The sequence below is a fragment of the Methylobacter luteus IMV-B-3098 genome, assembly GCF_000427625.1.
Taxonomy (GTDB): Bacteria; Pseudomonadota; Gammaproteobacteria; order Methylococcales; family Methylomonadaceae; genus Methylobacter; species Methylobacter luteus.
In genome coordinates this window covers 3,445,783-3,467,161 of record NZ_KE386569.1, presented here as the reverse complement: position 1 = coordinate 3,467,161, position 21,379 = coordinate 3,445,783, and the positions used below count along the sequence as shown (strand labels likewise).

The 21,379-nt window shown below is 53.5% G+C and carries 18 protein-coding genes; 11 read left to right on the top strand and 7 right to left on the bottom strand.

All coding sequences use genetic code 11. The features are described 5' to 3' along the window. Window positions 1–87: 87 nt before the first annotated feature. From METLU_RS0118375 to METLU_RS0118360, 4 genes are all read right to left on the bottom strand, one after another. Complete coding sequence (locus METLU_RS0118375) at window positions 88–750, bottom strand: IS630 family transposase (RefSeq protein ID WP_155920403.1); 663 nt, start codon at window positions 748–750, stop codon at window positions 88–90. After that, entirely contained in the window at window positions 671–1,036 is a 366-nt protein-coding gene (locus METLU_RS0118370) for a helix-turn-helix domain-containing protein (RefSeq protein WP_027156756.1), read from the bottom strand. The genes METLU_RS0118375 and METLU_RS0118370 overlap by 80 nt, the downstream gene beginning before the upstream one ends. A 134-nt stretch (window positions 1,037–1,170) precedes the next feature. Continuing rightward, window positions 1,171–1,476 (bottom strand): ComEA family DNA-binding protein, encoded by a 306-nt coding sequence (locus METLU_RS25810; protein WP_036243268.1) that lies wholly within the window; start codon window positions 1,474–1,476, stop codon window positions 1,171–1,173. Window positions 1,477–1,601: 125 nt separating this feature from the next. Further along, entirely contained in the window at window positions 1,602–2,921 is a 1,320-nt protein-coding gene (locus METLU_RS0118360; protein ID WP_027159504.1) for a UDP-glucose dehydrogenase family protein, read from the bottom strand. 242 nt (window positions 2,922–3,163) lie between these two features. Here METLU_RS0118360 and METLU_RS0118355 point away from each other — a divergent pair, with 242 nt between their 5' ends. Both METLU_RS0118355 and polA read left to right on the top strand, forming a co-directional pair. Beyond that, a complete protein-coding gene (locus METLU_RS0118355) occupies window positions 3,164–5,275 on the top strand; it encodes a RelA/SpoT family protein (protein WP_027159503.1) in 2,112 nt (703 codons plus the stop codon). A 65-nt stretch (window positions 5,276–5,340) separates the two neighbouring features. Next, window positions 5,341–8,052: a DNA polymerase I gene (gene polA / locus METLU_RS0118350; protein ID WP_027159502.1), complete on the top strand. Its 2,712-nt coding sequence runs from the start codon at window positions 5,341–5,343 to the stop codon at window positions 8,050–8,052. A gap of 225 nt (window positions 8,053–8,277) precedes the next feature. Here polA and yihA read toward each other — a convergent pair whose 3' ends face one another. Then, entirely contained in the window at window positions 8,278–8,910 is a 633-nt protein-coding gene (gene yihA / locus METLU_RS0118345; RefSeq protein ID WP_027159501.1) for a ribosome biogenesis GTP-binding protein YihA/YsxC, read from the bottom strand. A 109-nt stretch (window positions 8,911–9,019) separates the two neighbouring features. Here yihA and METLU_RS0118340 point away from each other — a divergent pair, with 109 nt between their 5' ends. The 4 genes from METLU_RS0118340 (at window position 9,020) to METLU_RS0118325 (ending at window position 13,727) form a co-directional block, all read left to right on the top strand. After that, a complete protein-coding gene (locus METLU_RS0118340; protein WP_027159500.1) occupies window positions 9,020–9,700 on the top strand; it encodes a c-type cytochrome in 681 nt (226 codons plus the stop codon). Between the two features lie 266 nt (window positions 9,701–9,966). Next, on the top strand, window positions 9,967–11,886 hold the full coding sequence (locus METLU_RS0118335) for a cytochrome c biogenesis protein ResB (protein ID WP_196806562.1): 1,920 nt from the start codon (window positions 9,967–9,969) through the stop codon (window positions 11,884–11,886). Window positions 11,887–11,927: 41 nt separating this feature from the next. Continuing rightward, entirely contained in the window at window positions 11,928–13,097 is a 1,170-nt protein-coding gene (ccsB, locus tag METLU_RS0118330) for a c-type cytochrome biogenesis protein CcsB (protein WP_027159498.1), read from the top strand. A gap of 3 nt (window positions 13,098–13,100) precedes the next feature. Next, complete coding sequence (locus tag METLU_RS0118325; RefSeq protein WP_027159497.1) at window positions 13,101–13,727, top strand: thiol:disulfide interchange protein DsbA/DsbL; 627 nt, start codon at window positions 13,101–13,103, stop codon at window positions 13,725–13,727. Window positions 13,728–13,805: 78 nt separating this feature from the next. On the opposite strand, the gene METLU_RS0118320 is transcribed toward METLU_RS0118325, so the two are convergent. Continuing rightward, window positions 13,806–14,342 carry a DUF2058 domain-containing protein gene (locus METLU_RS0118320; protein ID WP_027159496.1) on the bottom strand — a complete coding sequence of 179 codons (537 nt, stop codon included), beginning with the start codon at window positions 14,340–14,342 and terminating at the stop codon, window positions 13,806–13,808. A 53-nt stretch (window positions 14,343–14,395) separates the two neighbouring features. Beyond that, window positions 14,396–14,683: a substrate-binding domain-containing protein gene (locus METLU_RS0118315; protein ID WP_027159495.1), complete on the bottom strand. Its 288-nt coding sequence runs from the start codon at window positions 14,681–14,683 to the stop codon at window positions 14,396–14,398. Between the two features lie 440 nt (window positions 14,684–15,123). Between METLU_RS0118315 and METLU_RS0118310 the strand changes: the two genes are divergently transcribed. From METLU_RS0118310 to METLU_RS0118290, 5 genes are read left to right on the top strand one after another with little or no spacing between them, the layout of a single operon-like run. Next, window positions 15,124–15,600: a formate dehydrogenase subunit gamma gene (locus tag METLU_RS0118310; protein WP_027159494.1), complete on the top strand. Its 477-nt coding sequence runs from the start codon at window positions 15,124–15,126 to the stop codon at window positions 15,598–15,600. Further along, window positions 15,597–17,150: a formate dehydrogenase beta subunit gene (locus tag METLU_RS0118305; RefSeq protein ID WP_027159493.1), complete on the top strand. Its 1,554-nt coding sequence runs from the start codon at window positions 15,597–15,599 to the stop codon at window positions 17,148–17,150. The genes METLU_RS0118310 and METLU_RS0118305 overlap by 4 nt, the downstream gene beginning before the upstream one ends. 19 nt (window positions 17,151–17,169) lie before the next feature. Beyond that, window positions 17,170–20,007, top strand: coding sequence for a formate dehydrogenase subunit alpha (fdhF, locus tag METLU_RS0118300; protein ID WP_027159492.1), 2,838 nt, complete (start codon window positions 17,170–17,172; stop codon window positions 20,005–20,007). A gap of 15 nt (window positions 20,008–20,022) precedes the next feature. Then, the gene (gene fdhD / locus METLU_RS0118295) at window positions 20,023–20,874 is read left to right on the top strand and encodes a formate dehydrogenase accessory sulfurtransferase FdhD (protein WP_027159491.1); all 852 of its coding nucleotides are present in this window, start codon (window positions 20,023–20,025) and stop codon (window positions 20,872–20,874) included. A gap of 2 nt (window positions 20,875–20,876) precedes the next feature. Further along, complete coding sequence (locus METLU_RS0118290) at window positions 20,877–21,101, top strand: formate dehydrogenase subunit delta (RefSeq protein ID WP_231383649.1); 225 nt, start codon at window positions 20,877–20,879, stop codon at window positions 21,099–21,101. Window positions 21,102–21,379: the final 278 nt, after the last annotated feature.

Sequence of the window (21,379 nt, the reverse complement as noted above, 5' to 3'; positions counted from 1 at the left end):
AAAAGCGTTAGCTCCGCTTGCCATAGCTAAAGCTTCCCCAAAAATTACGAATATTTTGATTGAAGTGGCCACTAGAGCAATTATCTATTACGTAGAAACATAGCCTGAATGCCTGAAGAGATTGAGGCACTCATCCGCTTGAAACTCATCCAACAGCTTACCAATGAGTTGCCAGAGCTTGTCGTAAGTGCGCTCGGCGGCCTTGCGCAGCAACGCCTTCAGTTTGGCGAAGACTTGCTCGATCGGATTCAGCTCAGGACTATAGGGCGGCAGATATTGGATCGTCGCCCCGTGCGCTTCAACAATGGNCTGGACTTCCGCCACCTTATGGGCGGACAGATTGTCACAGATGACGATGTCGCCGGGCTTCAAGGTCGGTCCCAGTTGCGAGCGCAGATATTCCTTGAAGGCTTCGCCCGTCATGGCCTGGTCCAGACACCAGGGCGCGGTGAGCCGGTCGGCACGCAAGCCGGCAATGAAGGTCAGGGTTTGCCAATGGCCTGCCGGTGCCGCATCCCGACAGCGGGCGCCANCCAAGGCCCGGCCATAGCGACGGATCATGTTCGTGGAGACGCCCGTTTCATCCAGAAACACCAACTTNGACAGATCGCAGGTTTGCTGCCAGGCTTGCCATTGCTCTCGGGCCATCGCGACATCTGCGCGTTGCTGCTCACTGGCGACCAGCGTTTTTTTTATAGCGATAGCCCAGCTTGCGCCTAATAAACTTATCAATGGCCGAGATCGAAACACTTAGGCTGTGTTCGCGTCCCAGCCAAGCCTGCAGTTCCTGCAAGGTCATCGACGGACTACTCGCTAACTGTTCCTTGATGGCGGCTTCATAAGGTTCCAGCCGCGAGCGTCTGTAGCCGCCAAAGGGCTTGCCTTGAACGGCTCCGGTTTCACGCCACAAGGCGTGCATTCGGCAGACAAAGGCCGGACTGACTTTGTATTGTAAAGCCACGGCCCGCACGGTGTGGCCTGCGGCAACCGCTTCAGCCACCCGGCTGCGTAAATCTTCGGAATAAGGCTTGGGCATGATAAAAATGGCTCATTTCGTTTAACAAGAGGTTAGTTTATATCATGTTTTTATCTAAAAGATAATTGCTCTAGTACAACGATACGTCAGGATAATGGCTATCTCGATGCGTATTATACTAGTGGCTCAAGGATTTACTGCTGCTTATCTGTTTTTGCGTCTTTCTTTGACGTTGCCGCCCCGGAGTCACTTAACAAAATATCATTTTTGATTTTTTGCACGGTTTTCTCGCCAATACCGGAAACATTGGCCAGCTCTTCTACCGTTTTGAACGGACCTACCTCAGTCCTGTACTTAACAATAGCTTCGGCTTTTTTCTGACCAATGCCTGAGATGGATTCCGATATCGTTTTGGCGTCAGCGGTATTGATATTGACGGGAGCGGCAATAACATTGGCAGCGCAAAAGGTGGCAAATAAAGCAATCAATAATTTTTTCATGTTTTGTCCTTAAATAAATTTAAATTTGAATAGTCTTGCTTATCGCCAACCAAAATAATTAACTATTCACGATATAGTCTAGACGTTAGCGTGCAAAATACCAGTATTCAAAGACAACCAAAAATTCATCGGCCGATTGCGTAATATTGCAACCCGCTGCGCTTGACCAGATGGGGCTCATACATGTTGCGACCGTCAAAAATGACCTTATCCTGCAACTGCAGGCTTAGCATATCAAAATCCGGACTGCGAAATTGCTTCCATTCCGTCACAATAACCAACGCATCAGCCTGTTTCAGGACATCCTTGGGCGAATCACAATAGCTCAATCCCTGTCTGTTGCCATAAATGCGCCGGGCTTCTTCCATCGCTTCGGGATCATACGCCTGAACGGTCGCGCCGGCCTCAAGCAAAGCTTCCAATACTGCCCGGCTTGGGGCATCACGCATATCATCGGTATTAGGCTTGAATGACAACCCCCACAGGGCAAATGTCTTGCCGTTTAAAGCGCCCTGATAGTGTTGATTGATCTTCTCGAACAAGCGGTGTTTTTGGCGATTATTTACATTCTCCACAGCGCTGAGCAGTTCCGCATGATAGCCGCACTCTTTTGCCGTTCTTTCCAGCGCTTTGACGTCCTTCGGAAAACAAGAGCCGCCATAGCCGCAACCGGGGTAAATAAAACTATAGCCTATCCGGGTATCGGAACCTATCCCCTGCCTTACCTGTTCAATATCAGCACCCAATTGTTCCGCCAGATTGGCCAGTTCATTCATGAAGCTGATTTTTGTCGCCAGCATGGCATTGGCCGCATATTTGGTTAATTCCGCCGAGCGGATATCCATGGTAATGACACGCTCATAACTGCGGTTGAACGGTGCGTACAAGGCTTTCAGCAATTCCGCGGTCCTGGGATTATCGGTGCCGATGATGATGCGGTCCGGCTTCATGAAGTCGGCCAGCGCAGCGCCTTCTTTCAGGAACTCAGGGTTTGAAACCACATCAAATTCCAGGTCCAGGCCACGGTTGGTCAATATTTTCCGAACCGTAGACCTGACCTTGTCAGCTGTGCCGACCGGTACGGTCGATTTGTCGACGATGACCCGGTAGCCGTGCATATGCTCGGCAATGCCGCGTGCTACGGCCAGGACGTACTGTAAATCGGCCGAACCGTCTTCATCAGGCGGCGTTCCGACGGCGATAAATTGAAACAGGCCATGATCGACGGCTTCCTTGATATCGGCGGTAAATCTTAGCCGGCCTTCGGCCTGATTCTCCCTGACCATCACTTCCAGTCCAGGCTCATAGATCGGGATGATGCCTTGTTTGAGCTTTTCTATTTTTGCGACATCAACGTCCATACAGATGACATCGTTACCGACTTCCGCCAGACACGTTCCGGTCACCAGTCCCACATAACCGCTGCCGAATATAGTAATTTTCATGTTTTTTTGTCCTTCACTATTAAAACTGGTTTACCTGCCGACTTAGAGCCAATGAATCATTTATTGGCCGTAAACTCAAAGTTAATGAGCACTATTACAGGCATAAATATTAGTTTAATGGGTTTATGATTTAATCATTATTACAGCATCATAAATTTTCAATTTATTGCCATCGAACTGAACATTGATAGTCATAACCTTTTCATAATTGCCAAGATCTTCGAATCGTTTACAATCATCAGATGCAAACACACACCCATCCCAATGAAGCGCTGTTCGCCGGTTTTTCCGCTCCGGACAGAGAGCAAATCAACCAGGCGCTAGCTATCATTGCTCAGATTCCTGACGACCCTCAGTATTACCGCCCCAAGGGAATCGACGTGGCCGGTATCTTAATGGGGTTTAATATCGACCTGAAAACCATCCTTGCGGCGATCCTGAGCGATCCTCGCCTGGCAAAATTAAATCCCCAGCCAAACGTTGCCGAACAGTTCGGCGAAACAGTCGCGGCGCTGGTTAAAGATGTCAACTGGCTCAATACCCTGACCGTTTACACGCCGGAAATGGCCAGCCAGCCAAATCAGGCGGAAACCCTGCGCCGCATGCTGCTGTCCATGACCCAGGACGTGCGCGCCGTATTGATAAAACTGGCTTACCGTGTACAGCGCCTGCGCAATCTGCCTCGGGAATCTTACGAGGTCCGCCATTTTATTTCTCAGGAAACGCTGGATATTTATGCGCCGATTGCCAACCGGCTCGGTATTCATCAGTTGAAATGGGAACTCGAAGACATGGCGTTCCGTTATCTGGAACCGCAAGTCTATCGTCGTATCGCCAAATCCCTCGCCGGTAAGCGCACGCATAGGGAAACCTGTATCAACAGCTTTATTGCCCAGTTACAGAAAACGCTGGCCGAGGCAAGCATTTCCGCTGAAATCTACGGCCGCCCCAAACATATTTACAGCATCTGGAAGAAGATGCAGCGCAAGCAACTGGACATAGAAGAACTTTACGATCTGCTGGCAGTGCGCGTCATCGTCGACAACCTGGCCAATTGCTATACCGTTCTGGGCCTTGTCCATGGCCACTGGCAAACGATACCAAAAGAATTTGACGATTATATTACTAATCCCAAAGAGAACGGCTATCAGTCCCTGCACACGGTCATCCTGGATGCGGATGGCAATCGCATCGAAGTCCAGATCCGCACGCACGAAATGCATAACTTTGCCGAACTCGGGGTCGCCGCGCACTGGTCTTACAAAGAAGGAGGCAGGCACAATGCCGCCATTGAAAAAAGCATCGCTTCGCTGCGTAAACTGCTGGAAGAAAAGGAAAGTGACGAAGCGCTGGTTGAAAACCTCCGCAGCGATCTGTTCGATGACCGCGTCTATGTGCTGACGCCGGCCGGCAAATTGATCGATTTGGTCAAAGGTTCCACGCCACTGGATTTTGCCTATGCGATCCATAGCGAAATAGGCCATCGCTGCCGCGGGGCCAAAGTCAACGGCCGCATCGTGCCGCTGACTTATACGCTGAAATCGGGCGAGCAGGTGGAAATCCTGACGGCTAAGGAAGGCGGCCCCAATCACAACTGGATAGACCAGAATCTGGGCTATTTAAAATCATCGCGCGCCATCAGCCGCGTCAAAAGCTGGTTTAAAAATCAGCAACAGGCGCAGAACATCGCGACCGGCAAAGCCATTCTGGATAAAAAATGCCAGCAACTGGGGCTGAAAATGGTTAATCTGGAAGAACTGGCCAGACATTTCAAGCAGCCCGATACCGATAAGCTGCTCGAGGCAATTGGCCGTAGCGATATCAATGTCCGTCAGCTGACAGCCTTTTTTAAAATACCCGAACTGGAGGAAGCGCCGCCCGCCAAAGCCAAACAACCGAAAGCGCCGGCCAAATCCGCCGTTTCCGTGGCCGGCATCGATAACGTGCAGACCTCTTTTGCACAATGTTGCCAACCGGTTCCTGGCGATGACATTATTGGTTACATATCGCACAATAAAGGCATCACCGTGCACCGCAAGACCTGCGAAAACATCATGCACTTAGGTCCGGAAAAGCAGTCCCAGCTGATTGCCGTAAACTGGGGCTCGCAAAAATCCAACCATGCCGTGCCTATTGTCATTCATGCCTTTAGCGCGCAGAATCTGTTAAATAACGTATCGCAGGTTTTGGCCCAGACCAAAATTCATATTTCCAATGCGGTATTGAATACGCATCCTGATTTCTCAGCGGACCTCAACCTGACCATTCAAATCGAAAATACCGATCAATTAAGCCAGGTGCTGACTAAAATCAATCAATTACCCAACATAATCGATGTTACGCGTAAAACCTGATGTAGCCGTTCAGGACAAATAAATCCGCCTTTCGCATTATATCCCTTAACCTTATATCTGCACTTATGCCCCAAGACACACAAAAACGCCTGATCCTCGTCGATGGTTCCTCGTTCCTGTTCCGTGCCTACCATGCCCTTCCGCCGCTAACTAATGCGAAAGGCGAACCGACCAATGCGATCCTCGGCGTTTCGAACATGCTGCGCAAACTGATCGACGATTACCAAAGCGACTACATCACGGTCATTTTTGATGCGCCGGGCAAAACCTTCCGCAATGACCTTTACGACCAATACAAAGCGCACAGGCCGCCCATGCCCGACGATCTACGCATACAGATCGAGCCGCTGCATCAGCTGATCCGCGCCATGGGCCTGCCGTTGATCATCGAAAACGGCGTGGAAGCCGATGACATCATGGGCGCCCTGGCGCAACAGGCCGAGCGGCAAGGATTTCATGTGGTGATCTCGACCGGCGACAAGGACATGGCCCAACTGGTGACCGAGCACATCACTCTGGACAACACCATGTCTAATGTACGGCTTGACATTCAGGGCGTCATCGACAAGTTCGGCGTAAGGCCTGAGCAGATCGTCGATTATCTGGCTCTGATCGGCGATACCGTCGACAACATCCCCGGCGTGCCCAAAGTCGGCCCCAAAACGGCGGCCAAATGGCTGGAAGAGTACGAAACACTGGAAAACCTGATCGCCTGTGCCGATCAGATCAAGGGCAAGATCGGCGAGAACCTGCGCGCCAGCCTGGATCAGCTGCCGTTATCGAAGCAGCTTACGACGATCAAATGCGATCTGGACCTGCCATACCATCTGGAAGACCTGAAACGCCGGCCCGCGGACAAAGCCGAACTCAGAAATCTGCTGACCGGGCTCGGCTTTTCATCGTGGCTGAAAATGCTCGACAGCCAACCCGAGGCCCTGGATACGCCTGAAGAGAAAGAGGCCGCACCGGAAGCGGTTTATGAAACCGTTCTTACCGAAGAGCAGTTCAATCAATGGTTTGAGCAGCTCGATCAGGCGCCGCTGTTCGCCTTTGACACCGAAACCACCAGCCTGGACTACAGCCAGGCCGAAATCGTCGGCGTCTCCTTCGTCGTCACGCCAGGCCACGCCGCTTATGTGCCGCTGGCACACGACTATCCCGGTGTACCCGATCAGCTGGACAGAACCGACATTCTGGAACGCCTGCGTCCGTTGCTGGAAGACCCGCATAAAGCCAAATTGGGCCAGAACCTGAAATATGATATGCATGTGCTGGCCAACCACGGCATCACACTGCGCGGCATCGCCCATGACACGATGCTGGAATCGTACGTGCTGAACAGCACGGCCACGAAACACAATATGGACGATCTGGCCAAGGAATACTTAAGTGTAGACACGATTCATTACGAGGATGTGGCCGGCAAGGGCGCGAAACAGATTCCGTTTCAGGAAGTGCCGCTGGAACAGGCCACGCCGTATGCGGCCGAAGATGCCGACATTACGCTGAAACTGCATCAGGTGCTCATGGCAAAACTTGCTCCGAACAAGGCGTTGATGAATCTATACTCGCATGTCGAAATCCCGCTGATCAGCGTGCTGGCGCGCATCGAGCGCAACGGCGTGCTGATCGACACCGCCATGCTGGCGCAGCACAGCCTGGAACTGGCCAGTCATATGGTAGCGCTGGAGCAGCGTGCCCACGACCTGGCAGGACAAACGTTCAATCTCGGCTCGCCGCAGCAAATCCAGAACATCCTCTATGATCGCCAGAAATTGCCCGTGCTGAAGAAAACGCCGAAAGGCCAGCCGTCCACCGAAGAATCGGTGCTGCAGGAACTGGCCCTGGACTACCCGCTGCCCAAGCTGATTCTCGAATACCGCAGCCTCAGCAAGCTCAAATCGACCTATACCGACAAACTGCCGCAACAGGTCGACGATAAAACCGGCCGCATCCATACATCCTATCATCAGGCCGTGACCGCGACAGGCCGGCTGTCGTCCTCGGACCCCAATCTGCAGAACATCCCGATACGCAGCGATGAAGGCCGCAAAATCCGTCAGGCGTTTATCGCGCCGAAAGGCTATAACATCGTCGCAGCCGATTACTCGCAGATCGAGTTGCGCATCATGGCGCACTTGTCCAATGACGCCGGCCTGCTGAAAGCCTTCAGCGCCGGCGAGGACGTGCACCGCGCGACCGCGGCCGACGTGTTCGGCGTAGCGCCCGACCAGGTCACCCCCGACCTGCGCCGCTCGGCCAAAGCGATCAATTTCGGGCTCATTTACGGCATGTCCTCGTTCGGGCTGGCGCAGCAGCTCGGCTTGTCGCGCAACCAGGCGCAGTCCTATATCGACTTGTACTTTGCCCGTTATCCGGGCGTCAGGGATTACATGGACAACATCCGCGCGCTGGCACGGGAACAGGGTTACGTGGAAACCCTGTTCAGCCGCCGCCTGTATCTGCCCGAAATCAAATCGCGCAACGCGGCGCGCCGCCAGTATGCCGAACGCACGGCCATCAATGCGCCGATGCAGGGCACGGCCGCAGACATCATCAAGCGCGCGATGATCTTCACCGATCAATGGCTGCAACAGCAAAAGCCCGACGCCAAGATGATCATGCAGGTACATGATGAGCTGGTTTTTGAAGTCGCCGAAGATCAACTGGACCTCTGCACGTCCGGCATTAGGAAACTGATGTGCTCAGCCGCCGATCTCAACGTGCCACTGGTTGTCGATATCGGTATTGGCAACAATTGGGACGAGGCGCATTAATAAATTTAATTTGAGTGGAACTTTTCATTTTCATATACGTCTTAGTGACGTACGCCTTAAAACGGCGTCGAATCAGTCCAATCCCCCCCTTTATTATTGGCTGATTTTTCTTTCAAGCCCCAACATGCTTATGTGCATTTGGGGCTTTCTTTTTAACGCCGGTCCGCAAATCGGGCAGAAAGTGTTGCGGTTCACCTCCGATACCGGCTTCGGGTTATTATTGGCTCAGGAAGGCATTGAAATCTCGCTTTGATCGGGTTCCGCGCGTCTGAACAGATTGTCCAGCGCCTCATGCACTTCATCGATGCCGGTTTTCTTCAAGGATGAGAACAGCTGTATCGTCAGCGGACAACTGATATCCTTAAGCTCTCTCTTGACCTGCAGCAGCGTATTTTTAGCGGCACCGTAAGTCAGTTTGTCGGCTTTGGTCAGCAAGATATGCAGCGGCAGGCCGGCATGCTGGCACCATTCGACCATCTGCCAATCGAATTCGGTCAAGGGATGACGCACGTCCATAACCAGAATGATGCCGCACAATGACTTGCGGTGCGTCAAATAATGTTCCATCAGCTCATGCCACTTTTTCTTCACGTCCACCGGCACTTTGGCATAACCGTAACCGGGCAAGTCGACGAAACGCAGCTCGGCATTGATTTCGAAAAAATTGAGCATCTGCGTTCTGCCCGGCGTTTTACTGATCCGGGCCAATGCGTTTTGTCGCGTCAGAGTATTGATCGCGCTCGACTTCCCCGCATTGGAGCGCCCTGCAAAGGCCACTTCCAGGCCCTGATCGGCAGGCGCATTGCGGATATGCGGCGAGCTGTTGATAAATTTTGCCTGATGATAAATGGGATTCATCGTTGCCTCGCTTAAGCTTGTTAATTAGAGTAGAATTCGACTGTTAAGTAGCCGACCAATAACTATAAAGGCTACCATAAATGATGACTTTATTCCGAAGGGGAACCTGATGAAGAAAAAATTGCTGGCATTCTCAATGGCTCTGGCGTTTACCGGGGGCGCTACAAGTATCGTACATGCCGAAGGCTCTATTAAAGCAGGACAAGAAAAAGCGGCCGCCTGTGCCAGTTGTCATGGAGAGGACGGCAACAGCATGGTATCAACATTCCCCAAACTTGCCCAGCAGCATGAATCCTATCTGGAAAGACAGCTCAAGGATTTCAAGGACGGTACGCGCAAGGATCCGGTGATGTCACCGATGGCGATGCCCCTGAGCGAAGAAGACATGGCCGACATTGCCGCCTACTATGCCTCCCGCAGAATTTCAGCAAACCAATTGCCGGTTCCGGACGAAGACGATGAAGATGAGGAACCCGCTGCGGAAACCGAAAAGAAAGAAGACCCCGTTCAAGCCCTGATCGCCCAAGGCAGCGATCTTTACCGCAACGGCGACCTGAAGCGGAAAGTCTCCGCCTGTATCGCCTGCCACGGTCCTTTCGGCGAAGGCAACAAGCCGGCGGCATTTCCTGCGTTGAAGTCCCAGCATGCCGATTATCTGATCAAAGCGCTCAAAGACTTTAAATCCGGCGCCCGCAGCAACAATCCGGACAACATGATGCACATGATCGCCAAAAAAATGACCGATGAGGAAATCAAAGCCGTTTCTTATCGTATTTCCATGATGAAATAACAGCATCACTGCCATTAAGGTTTTGGCTAAAAAATAGCTTCCCGGTTTGCGGATGAAACCGGCGCCGATGTAGGCGGGGTTGGAGCTTTAGCGTAAACCCCGCACAGACGGCTTCGAAATGCCGGGTTTACCAACCCGGCCTACCGAACTTCCAGTATTTACCAGACATCCCTGTATACGGGATGTGATAGTTACCCCATAAATCAATGTCTTCCGTTAGCGCATCCCAGTCCCTATCCCGTACTCTTTTCCGCTTTTTGGGCTCCATGAACCTGGCCATCACGCTGTTGGTGGCCGTGGCCATTGCCGCCGTCATCGGCACGGTCCTGAAGCAGAACCAGCCCTATGCCGATTACGTGCTGAAATTCGGCCCGTTCTGGTTTGAAATCTTCAAGACGCTGGATCTGTATGACGTTTACTCTTCCAGCTGGTTCTTAACGATTCTGACGTTTCTGGTCATTTCAACCAGCGTCTGCGTGTACCGCAACACGCCGCACATGCTCAGGGACATGCGCAATTTCCATGAACATGCGCACCAGAGTGCATTGCAGCGACTGGCTCATCATGCCCAATGGCAAAGCGGCCAGCCGCTCAAGCACAGTATTGATTATGTCAGTGCCTTGCTCAGACACAAGCGGTACAAGATCAAACAGCTCGATACGAAGGGCGGCCTGCTGATCGCGGCCAAGAAAGGCGCCGGCAGCCGCCTGGGTTACATTTTCACGCATGTCGCGATCATCATCATCTGCATAGGGGGCCTACTGGATGGCAATGTGCCGCTAAAAATCGCGCAGATGCGCGGCGATATCGCGGTCGAGACACGCAGAATCCCGGCCAGCGAAGTGCCCGAAAAAAGCGCGCTGCCGGCTGACAACCTGTCTTTCCGCGCCAACATCGACATTACCGAGGGCAAAGCCGCCAACATTGCCTTCATCGATTTCAAGGACGGCTACCTCGTGCAAAAGCTGCCGTTTACGATCCGCGTCGACGATTTTCGCATCGAGCATTACGAAAGCGGCCAGCCCAAGTCATTCGAAAGCGACCTGACCATTATCGACAAAAACTTAAGCGCGCCGATCAGGCAGACCATCTCGGTCAATCATCCATTCAGCTACAAGGGCTATACGATCTACCAGAACAGCTTCGGCGACGGCGGATCGCTGCTGAAGCTGGCCCTGCACCCCTTGACCGGCGCAGACAGCAAGGCGCAGGAAATCGAGGCGGCGGTCAAGGAAGCGCATCCGATCAGAACCGCTGCCGGCGAGCTGTCGCTGGAAATCGCCGACTTCCGTCCGTTCAACGTCAATCCGGACCCGACCGGCGTCAAGAAATTCCGCAATATCGGGCCCAGCTTTCAGTTTAAGTTGCGCAAAGCCAACGGCGTGGCCTATGAATATCTGAACTATATGCAGCCTGTTGAGCAGGACGGCGCCTACTTTTACCTCAGCGGCATGCGCCGCTCGCCGGCCGAGCCGTTTCAATACTGGTTCATTCCGGCCGGTGCGGACAAACGCCCGGACCGCTTTTTGAACTTTCTGGCGGCGCTGAACAATCCGGGCCGACTCAACCAGGTCGCCACAGCTACGGCACAATCCACCGAAAACAGCAAAAATTTGCCGGCTGCCGAACAGCAAAAAGTCGCCGAATTCATGATCGCCCTCAGCCGGCAGTTCACCGAGGGCGGCAACGAGCGCATCTCGGCCCAGATTGAAAAATCGGTGCCGGAAGCCCAGCGTAAACAGGTCGCCGAGCTTTATGCCACGGTACTGCATCAATTCCTGATAAACGTCTATTTATCGGTGCTGGAACAGGAGGGCATGGACGCTACCCAGCCGGTCAGCGATTTCGACATGCGCTTCTTTGAGAATGCCGTCAATGCCCTTAGCGTCGCCTATCAGTATGGCTCACCGGTCTTGGTGACGCTGAACAGCTTCAAGCACATCGAAGCGACAGGCCTGCAACTCACACGTTCGCCGGGCCAGTGGCTGGTGTTTCCGGGCTGCCTGCTGCTCGCCGTCGGCGTGTTCTTCATGTTCTACCTGCCGCAGCGCCGGCTCTGGGTGATCATCAAACCCGAAGGCGAAAAATCGTCACTAACCCTGGCCGGCAGCGCCCTGCGCAACCGTTATGACTTCGACAGGGAGTTTGAACTTATCAGGCAAGACCTGACCCAAAAGCTAACCTGATCCAGCCGGATCTCATCTATAACCAATACCCGCATACCGCTATGGAAAATCTTTTAGATCAAGAATTCAGAGCAGACAGCTTTTTAAAACAGCGCTCGCTCTTTGACTGGACCTGGGCACTGCTGGTCATGGCCGGCACCGTATTCGCCTTCAGCCAGTACCGGCATTTGATGGATGGATTCGAAATCGCCATCCTGCTCGGCACCGGCCTGATGACAGTCTGGCTGGGCTGGTTCTGGCCTTCGCTGAGAACCTTTACCCTGGCCGTCGCCGGCCTCAGTCTGTTCGCCATCTCGCGCTACGGCATGGCGCTTTCGGCCGCCGATACGAATTTCTTCCTCAAATACCTGCTGTCCAGCCAGTCGGCCATCATGTGGATGAGCGCGCTGTATGTGATGGCGACCGTGACTTACTTCGGCCACTTGTTTTCGGGCAATGAATTCACCGGCAAGGTGGCTGGCAACCTGGCCTGGTCGGCCACGACACTGGGCATGATCGGCCTGATGGTGCGCTGGCGCGAATCGTATTTGATGGGCGTCGATATCGGCCATATCCCGGTCAGCAACCTGTATGAGGTGTTCATTCTGTTCTCGATCATCACGGCGCTGCTGTACCTGTATTACGAGCAGCGCTACAGAACGCGCTCCCTGGGCGGCTTTGTGTTGCTCGTTATCAGCGCCGCGGTAGGCTTTCTACTGTGGTACACGTTCGACAAACAGGCTCATGAAATCCAGCCGCTGGTACCTGCGCTGAACAGTTACTGGATGAAAATCCACGTGCCCGCCAACTTTATCGGCTACGGTTCGTTCTCATTGGCCGCCATGATCGGCGTCGTGTTCATTCTGAAATCCGGCGCCGAAACCGGAAATCCGCACGGTTTGGTCGCCACACGCCTGCCGGCGCTGTCTTTGCTGGAAGACGTCATGTACAAAGCCATCGCCCTCGGCTTTGCTTTTTTCACGCTGGCCACTATACTCGGTGCCTTATGGGCGGCGGAAGCATGGGGCGGCTACTGGTCCTGGGACCCCAAGGAAACCTGGGCCTTAATCGTCTGGCTTAATTATGCAGCCTGGCTGCACATGCGTCTGACCAAAGGCTGGAATGGCAGACCGATGGCCTGGTGGGCTATCATTGGCTTTTTCGTCACGCTTTTCGCGTTCCTTGGCGTCAATATGTTTTTGTCCGGATTACATTCTTATGGAGAACTATAAATCATGCTAAAAAAAATCATCCCAACCGGCCTTTTGATCCTGCTGTTTTCATGCTCCACGTTATTAAAAGCCGAGTCGGCCGGCTATGAAACCCTGTCGCCGGCACAACCGACCAACAATCCGGCCAAAGTGGAAGTCATCGAGTTCTTCTGGTACGGCTGTCCGCATTGCTATGACTTTGAACCGCTGCTGGCAAAATGGGTAAAAAGTCAGCCCGCCAACGTCGAATTCATCCGCCAGCCGGCCGTTTTCAGCAGCCTTTGGGGCAAACATGCCAAGGCTTATTTCACGGCCGAGGCGCTGGGCGTGGTCGACAAAGTGCACGCCGACTTTTTTGATGCTATCCAAGTTAAAAAACAAAAACTTGAAGACGAAGACCAGCTAGCCAAGTTCTTTGTCGCGCATGGCGTCGATGAAGCGCAATTCCGCACCGCTTACAATTCATTTCTGGTTGATACGAAAATGCGCCAGGCCGGAGCGATCGCAGCCCGTTACGGCATAACCGGCGTGCCGGCCATTGTCATCAACGGCAAATACAAAACCAACGGCCCTTTAGCCGGCTCGCATGAAAAGATGATTGAAGTCATGAACCAGCTGGTCAAGCAGGAAAGCGCCAACTTAAGCAAATAGATCAATTGTAGGGTTCGCATCGCGTACCTTTTCAGAATCGGCAAACCTGAAAAAGATATGCGATGCATCCCTACACGACTACCAGATCAAATCATCAGGCACCTGGTAAGCCGCATAGGCGTCATCGATTTTTTCTTCAATATGATCGTTCAGCACCAGCACGCAACTTTCATTGCGTGCTTTTATTTTTAGCGCGACATCGGCCGGAACGACTTCGTACTGCTGCTCCCATTTCACGATAGCCAGGCGGCCGTTGCTGATCTGATCGCGCATGATTTCCGATACATACACGCTCTTGACCTTATTGTTGTCACTGAATTTGTAAGCAATGCCGTCATCATCCTGATCCTTTCGGTTCAGGTCGATCAACTGCTTGATTTGAGCGGCGATCTCTTTTTGCTCCGCCTGCTCTTTTCTCAACAGACTGAGCTCGCGATCGCGGGCCGCCTGCTCCTCTCTGGCTTTCTGCGCCAGACGCCTGGCTTCATCTTCGCCGCCGGCGTTGTTTTGCCGCTGCTGCTTGCGTTTTTCCGAGCGGATCTGTTTGGCCTTGGCATCGGTCGTCAGGCCCGATTTTAACAGCTGCTCCTGTAACGATAATTTTCTTTGGCTCATAATTCGATCCTGATAATTTTATAAATTCCGGACGGGCAAAAAGCTGTCCTCTATTAAGAGACTTTACGCCCTGTAAATTTGAATCTATCACATATTACAATGATATTGCCCAGACCCTTGATATCGTCAGCACCCAGCTCCTCAGCCTTTTCGACAAGAGCTTTAGAACGGCTCAGTGCGAACAAGGCTTGAATCGGCGGCGCGAAACAATCACGCCTGCGCATACCCAGGTCGAAACGCTTGGTTGCCCGCGGTATGAAGTCCAGCGCAATTGCCTGGCTATAAACGCCCATGGCAATACCGGCATCGGCTTTTGCGCGATTAAATCGTAAATCTTGCATTCTTTGATTCTTTATAATATTCCGCGACCTCATGCAGGATCATCTTTCAGGCAAGCACTTATCCTCTCAGTTATTTATTAAATATTGATGAAACATCATAACGAGGTTGCCTGCGCCGGTAATTCAACCGATAAGGACTGAAACTCTGTTGATTATGCAAAATTATGTTTTATTTTCATAGTTACTATTCACCTGTCTAAAGCCGGTGCTGAACTTTATTACTAATAATCTTTAGCCTGTATATAAGGATTTATTTCACATATGCAAGGATCTATTGCGCAGCAAAAGTATCTATATCTTGCAGAATTGTTACGGTAATAAACCTAAAACCACAATGAAATTGCACAATTTGTTACTTCTATTTGTTTTTTACTCAGAGTCCAAAACATGCTATTCTTGCGATCATTTTCCGAGACGAAAAGCAACACAGCGAGACCAATATGACAGACCTTAACGGTAAACAAGAAGCGGTACGGAACGCTATCGCCTCTTTAAAAGACAAGCCTGGAGCGCTTTTACCGATTTTACATAGCGTGCAGGACGCGCTAGGTTACATTCCTGCCGATAGCATTCCAGAAATTGCCAAAGCACTGAATCTTTCCCGTGCCGAAGTGCATGGCGTCGTCAGTTTTTATCATTATTTCCGCGATACGCCGCCCGGCAAGCACACCGTGCATGTCTGCCGCGCCGAATCCTGTCAGGCCATGGGCAGCAAGCAGTTGGAGAGCCATATCAAAAGCAAGCTCGGCATCGACTTTCATGAAACCACAGCCGACGGAAAGTTTTCTCTAGAGCCTGTGTATTGTCTCGGCCTGTGCGCCCGTTCTCCGTCCATGCAAATCGATGACTCCGTTTACGGCCGCGTCACCGGCGACCGCTTTGACGAGATCGTCAACGAATTGGAGACTTCCTTATGAGCATCACCGTTTATGTACCGAACGATTCCTGCGCCGTTTCCATGGGCGCCGACCAGGTCGCTGCGGCTATCTCAAAACAAGCCCAACAACGGGGGCTGGCTGTCAACATCGTGCGCAACGGCTCGCGTGGCATGTATTGGCTGGAACCAATGGTTGAAGTAGCAACGGCAGCAGGCCGCGTAGCTTTCGGACCGGTTCAAAAAAACGATGTCGAAAGTCTTTTCGATGCCAATTTCCTGAATGGCGGCGCACATGCGCTGAATCTCGGCCTCACTGAGGAACTTGACTACTTCAAGCGCCAGCAGCGCCTGACGTTTGCCCGCGTCGGCATCACGGACCCGACCAGCCTGAACGATTATCTCCAGCACGACGGTTACCGCGGCCTAAAAAATGCGTTAGCTATGAACAGCTCCGATATCGTCAAGCACGTCACCGACTCCGGTTTGCGCGGCCGCGGAGGTGCAGCGTTCCCTACCGGCATCAAATGGAACACGGTGCTGAATACACCCGCTGACCAAAAGTACATCATCTGCAATGCCGACGAAGGCGATTCCGGCACTTTCTCTGACCGCATGATCATGGAAGGCGACCCGTTCGTGCTGATCGAAGGCATGACGATTGCCGGCCTCGGTGTAGGCGCCACGCAGGGTTACATTTATCTGCGCATCGAATACCCCCATGCCGAACAAACCCTGAACGCGGCCATCGCGGCAGCCTATGAAGCAGGCTACCTCGGCGACAACATTCTGGGCAGCGGCCACAGCTTCCATCTGGAAGTCCGCCTGGGCGCCGGCGCCTATGTCTGCGGCGAAGAAACTTCATTGATGGAAAGTCTGGAAGGCAAACGCGGCCTGGTGCGCTTCAAGCCGCCACTGCCGGCCATCAGCGGCCTGTTCGGCAAGCCGACCGTCGTGAACAACGTCATTTCACTGGCTTCCGTGCCAATCATACTGGATAAGGGCGGCGACTATTACCGCGACTTCGGCATGGGCCGCTCGCGCGGCACGCTGCCGATCCAGCTGTCGGGCAACATCAAACACGCAGGCCTCGTTGAGAGCGCATTCGGCCTGACCTTGCGCGAACTGCTGTACGACTTCGGCGGCGGCTCGGCATCAGGACGTCCGATTCGGGCCGTGCAGGTCGGAGGCCCTTTAGGCTCCTACATGCCTGAATCACAATTCGATACGCCGCTCGATTACGAAGCGTTCTCAGCCATCTGGGCTGTCCTGGGTCATGGCGGCATCGTCGCGTTTGACGATACGGTCAACATGGCCGAAATGGCGCGCTACAGCATGGAATTCTGCGCGATCGAATCCTGCGGCAAATGCACGCCGTGCCGCATCGGCTCCACGCGCGGCACAGAGCTCATGGATGACATCATCAAGGGTGACGACCTAAGCAAAAATATTCCGCTGCTGCGCGATCTTTGCGACACGCTGCTGAACGGTTCCCTCTGCGCTTTGGGAGGAATGACACCTTATCCGGTACTGAGCGCGCTGAATCATTTCCCTGAAGATTTCGGGGATCATGATAAAGCGAACGCGGCCTAACCCATTTAAGGAGAAGACTATGTCTAAATTCGAAAAAGATTTTGGCACTCCAGCCAGCCAGTGTGACCAATTGGTCACACTGGAAATCGACGGTTTCAAGGCCACAGTGCCGGCCGGCACCTCTGTCATGCGTGCGGCTTCCTCTATCGGTATTGAAATTCCTAAACTGTGCGCGACCGACAGCCTGGAGCCGTTCGGTTCCTGCCGCTTATGCCTGGTTCAGGTGGAAGGCGGTCGCGGCTATCCGGCCTCGTGCACGACGCCCTGCGCCGACGGCATGAAGATCACCACGCAGAACGACAAGCTGGCCGATCTGCGCCGCGGCGTCATGGAGTTGTATATCTCCGATCACCCGCTGGACTGTCTGACCTGTTCATCGAACGGCGATTGCGAACTGCAGGACATGGCCGGTGCGGTTGGCCTGCGCGAAGTGCGCTACAACCCGGTCAAAACTCACCTGAAAGCCGAGAAAGACAACAGCAACCCTTATTTCAGCTTCGATCCCAGCAAATGCATCGTATGCTCGCGTTGCGTCAGAGCCTGTGAGGAAACCCAGGGCACATTCGCCCTGACGCTGGACGGGCGCGGCTTCGACAGCAAAGTCTCGCCGAGCCAGAACCAGGCTTTCATGGATTCCGAATGCGTCTCCTGCGGCGCCTGCGTACAGGCCTGCCCGACCGCGACACTGATGGAAAAATCCGTCATCGAACACGGCCAGCCTGAGCACGCCGTCGTCACGACCTGCGCTTATTGCGGCGTCGGCTGCTCGTTCAGAGCCGAAATGAAAGGCGACAAGGTTATCCGCATGGTCCCCGACAAAGACGGCAAGGCCAACCACGGCCATTCCTGCGTCAAGGGCCGCTTCGCGTTTGGTTATGCGACACACAAAGACCGCATTACCAAACCGATGATCCGCAAAAGCATTAAGGATCCATGGCAGGAAGTCAGCTGGGAAGAGGCAATCAACTACGCCGCCTCCGAACTGAAACGCATCCAGGCCAATTATGGCAAAGATGCGGTCGGCGGCATTACCTCGTCACGCTGCACGAACGAAGAAACCTATCTCGTACAGAAACTGATACGTGCCGGCTTCGGCAACAACAACGTCGATACCTGCGCGCGCGTGTGCCATTCCCCTACCGGCTACGGCTTGAAGCAAACCTTTGGTGAATCGTCCGGTACGCAGAATTTCGATTCAGTCATGCAGGCCGATGTCATCATGGTTATCGGCGCCAACCCGACTGACGGCCATCCCGTGTTCGGCTCGCAAATGAAAAAACGCCTGCGCCAGGGCGCCAAGCTGATCGTAGCTGATCCGCGCGAGATCGATCTGGTCAAGAGCCCGCATGTCAAAGCCAGCCATCACTTGAAACTGCGCCCCAGCACCAACGTGGCATTGATCAACGCTCTGGGCCACGTCGTGGTCACTGAAGGCCTGGTTGATGAGGCATTCGTTCAAGAGCGCTGCGATATCGTTTCCTTCAACAAATGGAAAAATTTCGTCGCCGAAGAACACAACTCGCCTGAAGCATCCGAAGCCATAACCGGCGTACCGGCTGCCGATGTCCGGGCCGCAGCCAGACAGTATGCTCAGGCTCGCAACGGCGCGATCTACTATGGACTGGGCGTAACTGAACATAGCCAAGGCTCGACCATGGTTATCGGCATCGCCAACCTGGCCATGGCCACAGGCAACCTGGGACGCATCGGCGTCGGCGTCAACCCGTTGCGCGGCCAGAACAACGTACAGGGTTCGTGCGACATGGGTTCATTCCCGCATGAATTCCCCGGCTACCGCCATGTATCCGACACGGCAACGCGGCAGTTATTTGAACAAAACTGGGGTGTTACGCTGGAATCCGAACCGGGTCTGCGTATTCCGAACATGTTCGATGCGGCACTGGACGGCAGCTTCAGAGGTTTGTATGTCGAAGGTGAAGACATCGCGCAATCAGATCCGGACATTAAGCACGTGCACGCGGCCCTACGCGCGATGGAATGCGTGATCGTACAGGATTTGTTCCTGAACGAAACGGCCAAGTTTGCGCACGTGTTCCTGCCTGGCTCGTCCTTCCTGGAAAAGAACGGCACGTTTACGAACGCCGAACGCCGTATCTCGCCCGTGCGTCAGGTCATGGCGCCATTGGCTGGTTATCAGGACTGGGAGGTTACACAACTGCTGTCCAATGCCATGGGTTACCCGATGAACTACAGTCATCCGTCCGAGATCATGGACGAAATCGCAAGACTGACACCCAGCTTCACCGGCGTCAGTTACGAAAAAATCGACCAGATGGGCAGCGTACAATGGCCGTGCAATGACGAAGCGCCGGAAGGCACACCGACCATGCACGAACATGAATTCCTGCGCGGCAAGGGCCGGTTCATGGTGACCGAATATGTGCAGACACAGGAACGTACGAACCAGCAGTTCCCGCTGATTCTGACCACCGGACGTATCCTGTCGCAATACAACGTGGGTGCGCAAACGCGCCGTACCGACAACGTCGCCTGGCATGCCGAAGACCGCCTGGAAATCCATCCGCATGACGCCGAAGACCGCGGTATCAACGATGGCGACTGGGTCGGCATTAAGAGCCGTGCGGGCGAGACTGTGCTGCGTGCCTTGATTACGGACCGCGTCCAGCCCGGTGTCGTCTATACGACTTTCCATTTCCCGGAATCAGGCGCCAACGTTATCACCACCGACAACTCGGACTGGGCAACCAACTGCCCAGAGTACAAGGTCACGGCGGTACAGGTCTCCAAAGTCAGCCAGACTTCGGAATGGCAGCGCAGCTACCAGGACTTTACCGAAGAACAGTTGCAATTGCTGGATAAAGCATCCCAGCATTAGTAACGGGGACGGACCATGCAAACGTTGCCTTCAAATCTGGAATTGGGATGGCCCAGTTATCAACAGAGTACCGTTGAGCGCTGGAAGGGCAATAGTTATTCCCGGCAGTTAGATTATATCGCCGAGGAAGCGCCGGTATCGCTGATCTATAACGGCATGCCGCATGTCGTTATGCTGGCGACACCGACAGATCTGGAAGACTTTGCCCTCGGTTTCAGCATCACCGAGGGCATTGTGCAGCGGGCGGATGAAGTGCTTTCAACGCGCGTGTACCAGCGCTCCAACGGCATCGAAGTACGCATCAGGATCACCGAGCAGCGCTTTAGCTGCTTGGCTGATAAAGGACGTAACCTGACCGGACGCACCGGCTGTGGTTTGTGCGGTTCCAACAATCTGGATCAGGCCATACGCCCCACCGCCCCCGTGAGCGGCCGCCTGGCCGTGACGGCAACGGAGCTTTGCAATGCACTGGCCCAGCTCCGCGAGCGGCAGACGCTGAACCAGCTGACCGGCGCGGTCCATGCGGCCGCCTGGGTTGTGCCGGAACAAGGCATACAGCATGTGCGCGAGGATGTCGGCCGTCATAACGCACTGGATAAGCTGATCGGACTCCTGCTGCGCGCCGGCAAGAATCCGGCCGACGGCTTTTTGATCATGACCAGCCGCGCCAGTTATGAACTAGTCCAGAAAGCCGCGACTGTCGGCATCACGCTGCTGGCGGCTATCTCCGCCCCGACCGGCCTTGCGATCCGCCTGGCCGAAGACAACGGCCTGACGCTGGTCGGCTTCGCACGCAACGACCAGCATGTCGTCTATACCCATACCGAACGTTTAACCCACACGACTTACCCTACCTTATTGAAATAACCATGCACCACACAGCAAGACTGATAAAAATGGCCAATGACATTGGCAACTTTTTTAATTCCGACCCCGACAAGGAAGCCGCGGTAGATGGCATTTTCGACCACCTGCGAAAATCCTGGGAACCAAGAATGCGCAAGGAAATCATCCAGTACTACCGGGAAGATGGCAGTGAACTGAGCGAACTGGTCAGACAGGCAGTTAAGCGTCTTGCTCTGGAGCAGGGCTGAGACCAAGCTCAGCAGATTGATTAATCAACCACGAAGGGCACAGAGAACACGAAGTTTCTTGTTTTCTTCGTGGTTTATGGCAGAGGGATATGCGGATAAAACCGTCAGCACTACTGTGATAACCATCGATAGCGCTTGTTCTGAGTCGGACTGGAGGTATGCCGCTTAGTTGGCAAGATAGATTTAAAAAACTCCGCTTCCGCAACGCTCATTTTACCAAGATGGTCTCTTCTAAATAGAAATGAGTTATTTAATCCAGGAAACATAGCTGTTTTTAG

Bases quoted from the DNA above. Each gene is read 5' to 3' on its own strand.
- METLU_RS0118370 (WP_027156756.1), bottom strand. From the start codon at position 1,036: ATGCCCAAGCCTTATTCCGAAGATTTACGCAGCCGGGTGGCTGAAGCG.
- METLU_RS25810 (WP_036243268.1), bottom strand. From the start codon at position 1,476: ATGAAAAAATTATTGATTGCTTTATTTGCCACCTTTTGCGCTGCCAAT.
- METLU_RS0118360 (WP_027159504.1), bottom strand. From the start codon at position 2,921: ATGAAAATTACTATATTCGGCAGCGGTTATGTGGGACTGGTGACCGGA.
- METLU_RS0118355 (WP_027159503.1), top strand. From the start codon at position 3,164: ATGCAAACACACACCCATCCCAATGAAGCGCTGTTCGCCGGTTTTTCC.
- polA (WP_027159502.1), top strand. From the start codon at position 5,341: ATGCCCCAAGACACACAAAAACGCCTGATCCTCGTCGATGGTTCCTCG.
- yihA (WP_027159501.1), bottom strand. From the start codon at position 8,910: ATGAATCCCATTTATCATCAGGCAAAATTTATCAACAGCTCGCCGCAT.
- METLU_RS0118340 (WP_027159500.1), top strand. From the start codon at position 9,020: ATGAAGAAAAAATTGCTGGCATTCTCAATGGCTCTGGCGTTTACCGGG.
- METLU_RS0118335 (WP_196806562.1), top strand. From the start codon at position 9,967: ATGAACCTGGCCATCACGCTGTTGGTGGCCGTGGCCATTGCCGCCGTC.
- ccsB (WP_027159498.1), top strand. From the start codon at position 11,928: ATGGAAAATCTTTTAGATCAAGAATTCAGAGCAGACAGCTTTTTAAAA.
- METLU_RS0118325 (WP_027159497.1), top strand. From the start codon at position 13,101: ATGCTAAAAAAAATCATCCCAACCGGCCTTTTGATCCTGCTGTTTTCA.
- METLU_RS0118320 (WP_027159496.1), bottom strand. From the start codon at position 14,342: ATGAGCCAAAGAAAATTATCGTTACAGGAGCAGCTGTTAAAATCGGGC.
- METLU_RS0118315 (WP_027159495.1), bottom strand. From the start codon at position 14,683: ATGCAAGATTTACGATTTAATCGCGCAAAAGCCGATGCCGGTATTGCC.
- METLU_RS0118310 (WP_027159494.1), top strand. From the start codon at position 15,124: ATGACAGACCTTAACGGTAAACAAGAAGCGGTACGGAACGCTATCGCC.
- METLU_RS0118305 (WP_027159493.1), top strand. From the start codon at position 15,597: ATGAGCATCACCGTTTATGTACCGAACGATTCCTGCGCCGTTTCCATG.
- fdhF (WP_027159492.1), top strand. From the start codon at position 17,170: ATGTCTAAATTCGAAAAAGATTTTGGCACTCCAGCCAGCCAGTGTGAC.
- fdhD (WP_027159491.1), top strand. From the start codon at position 20,023: ATGCAAACGTTGCCTTCAAATCTGGAATTGGGATGGCCCAGTTATCAA.
- METLU_RS0118290 (WP_231383649.1), top strand. From the start codon at position 20,877: ATGCACCACACAGCAAGACTGATAAAAATGGCCAATGACATTGGCAAC.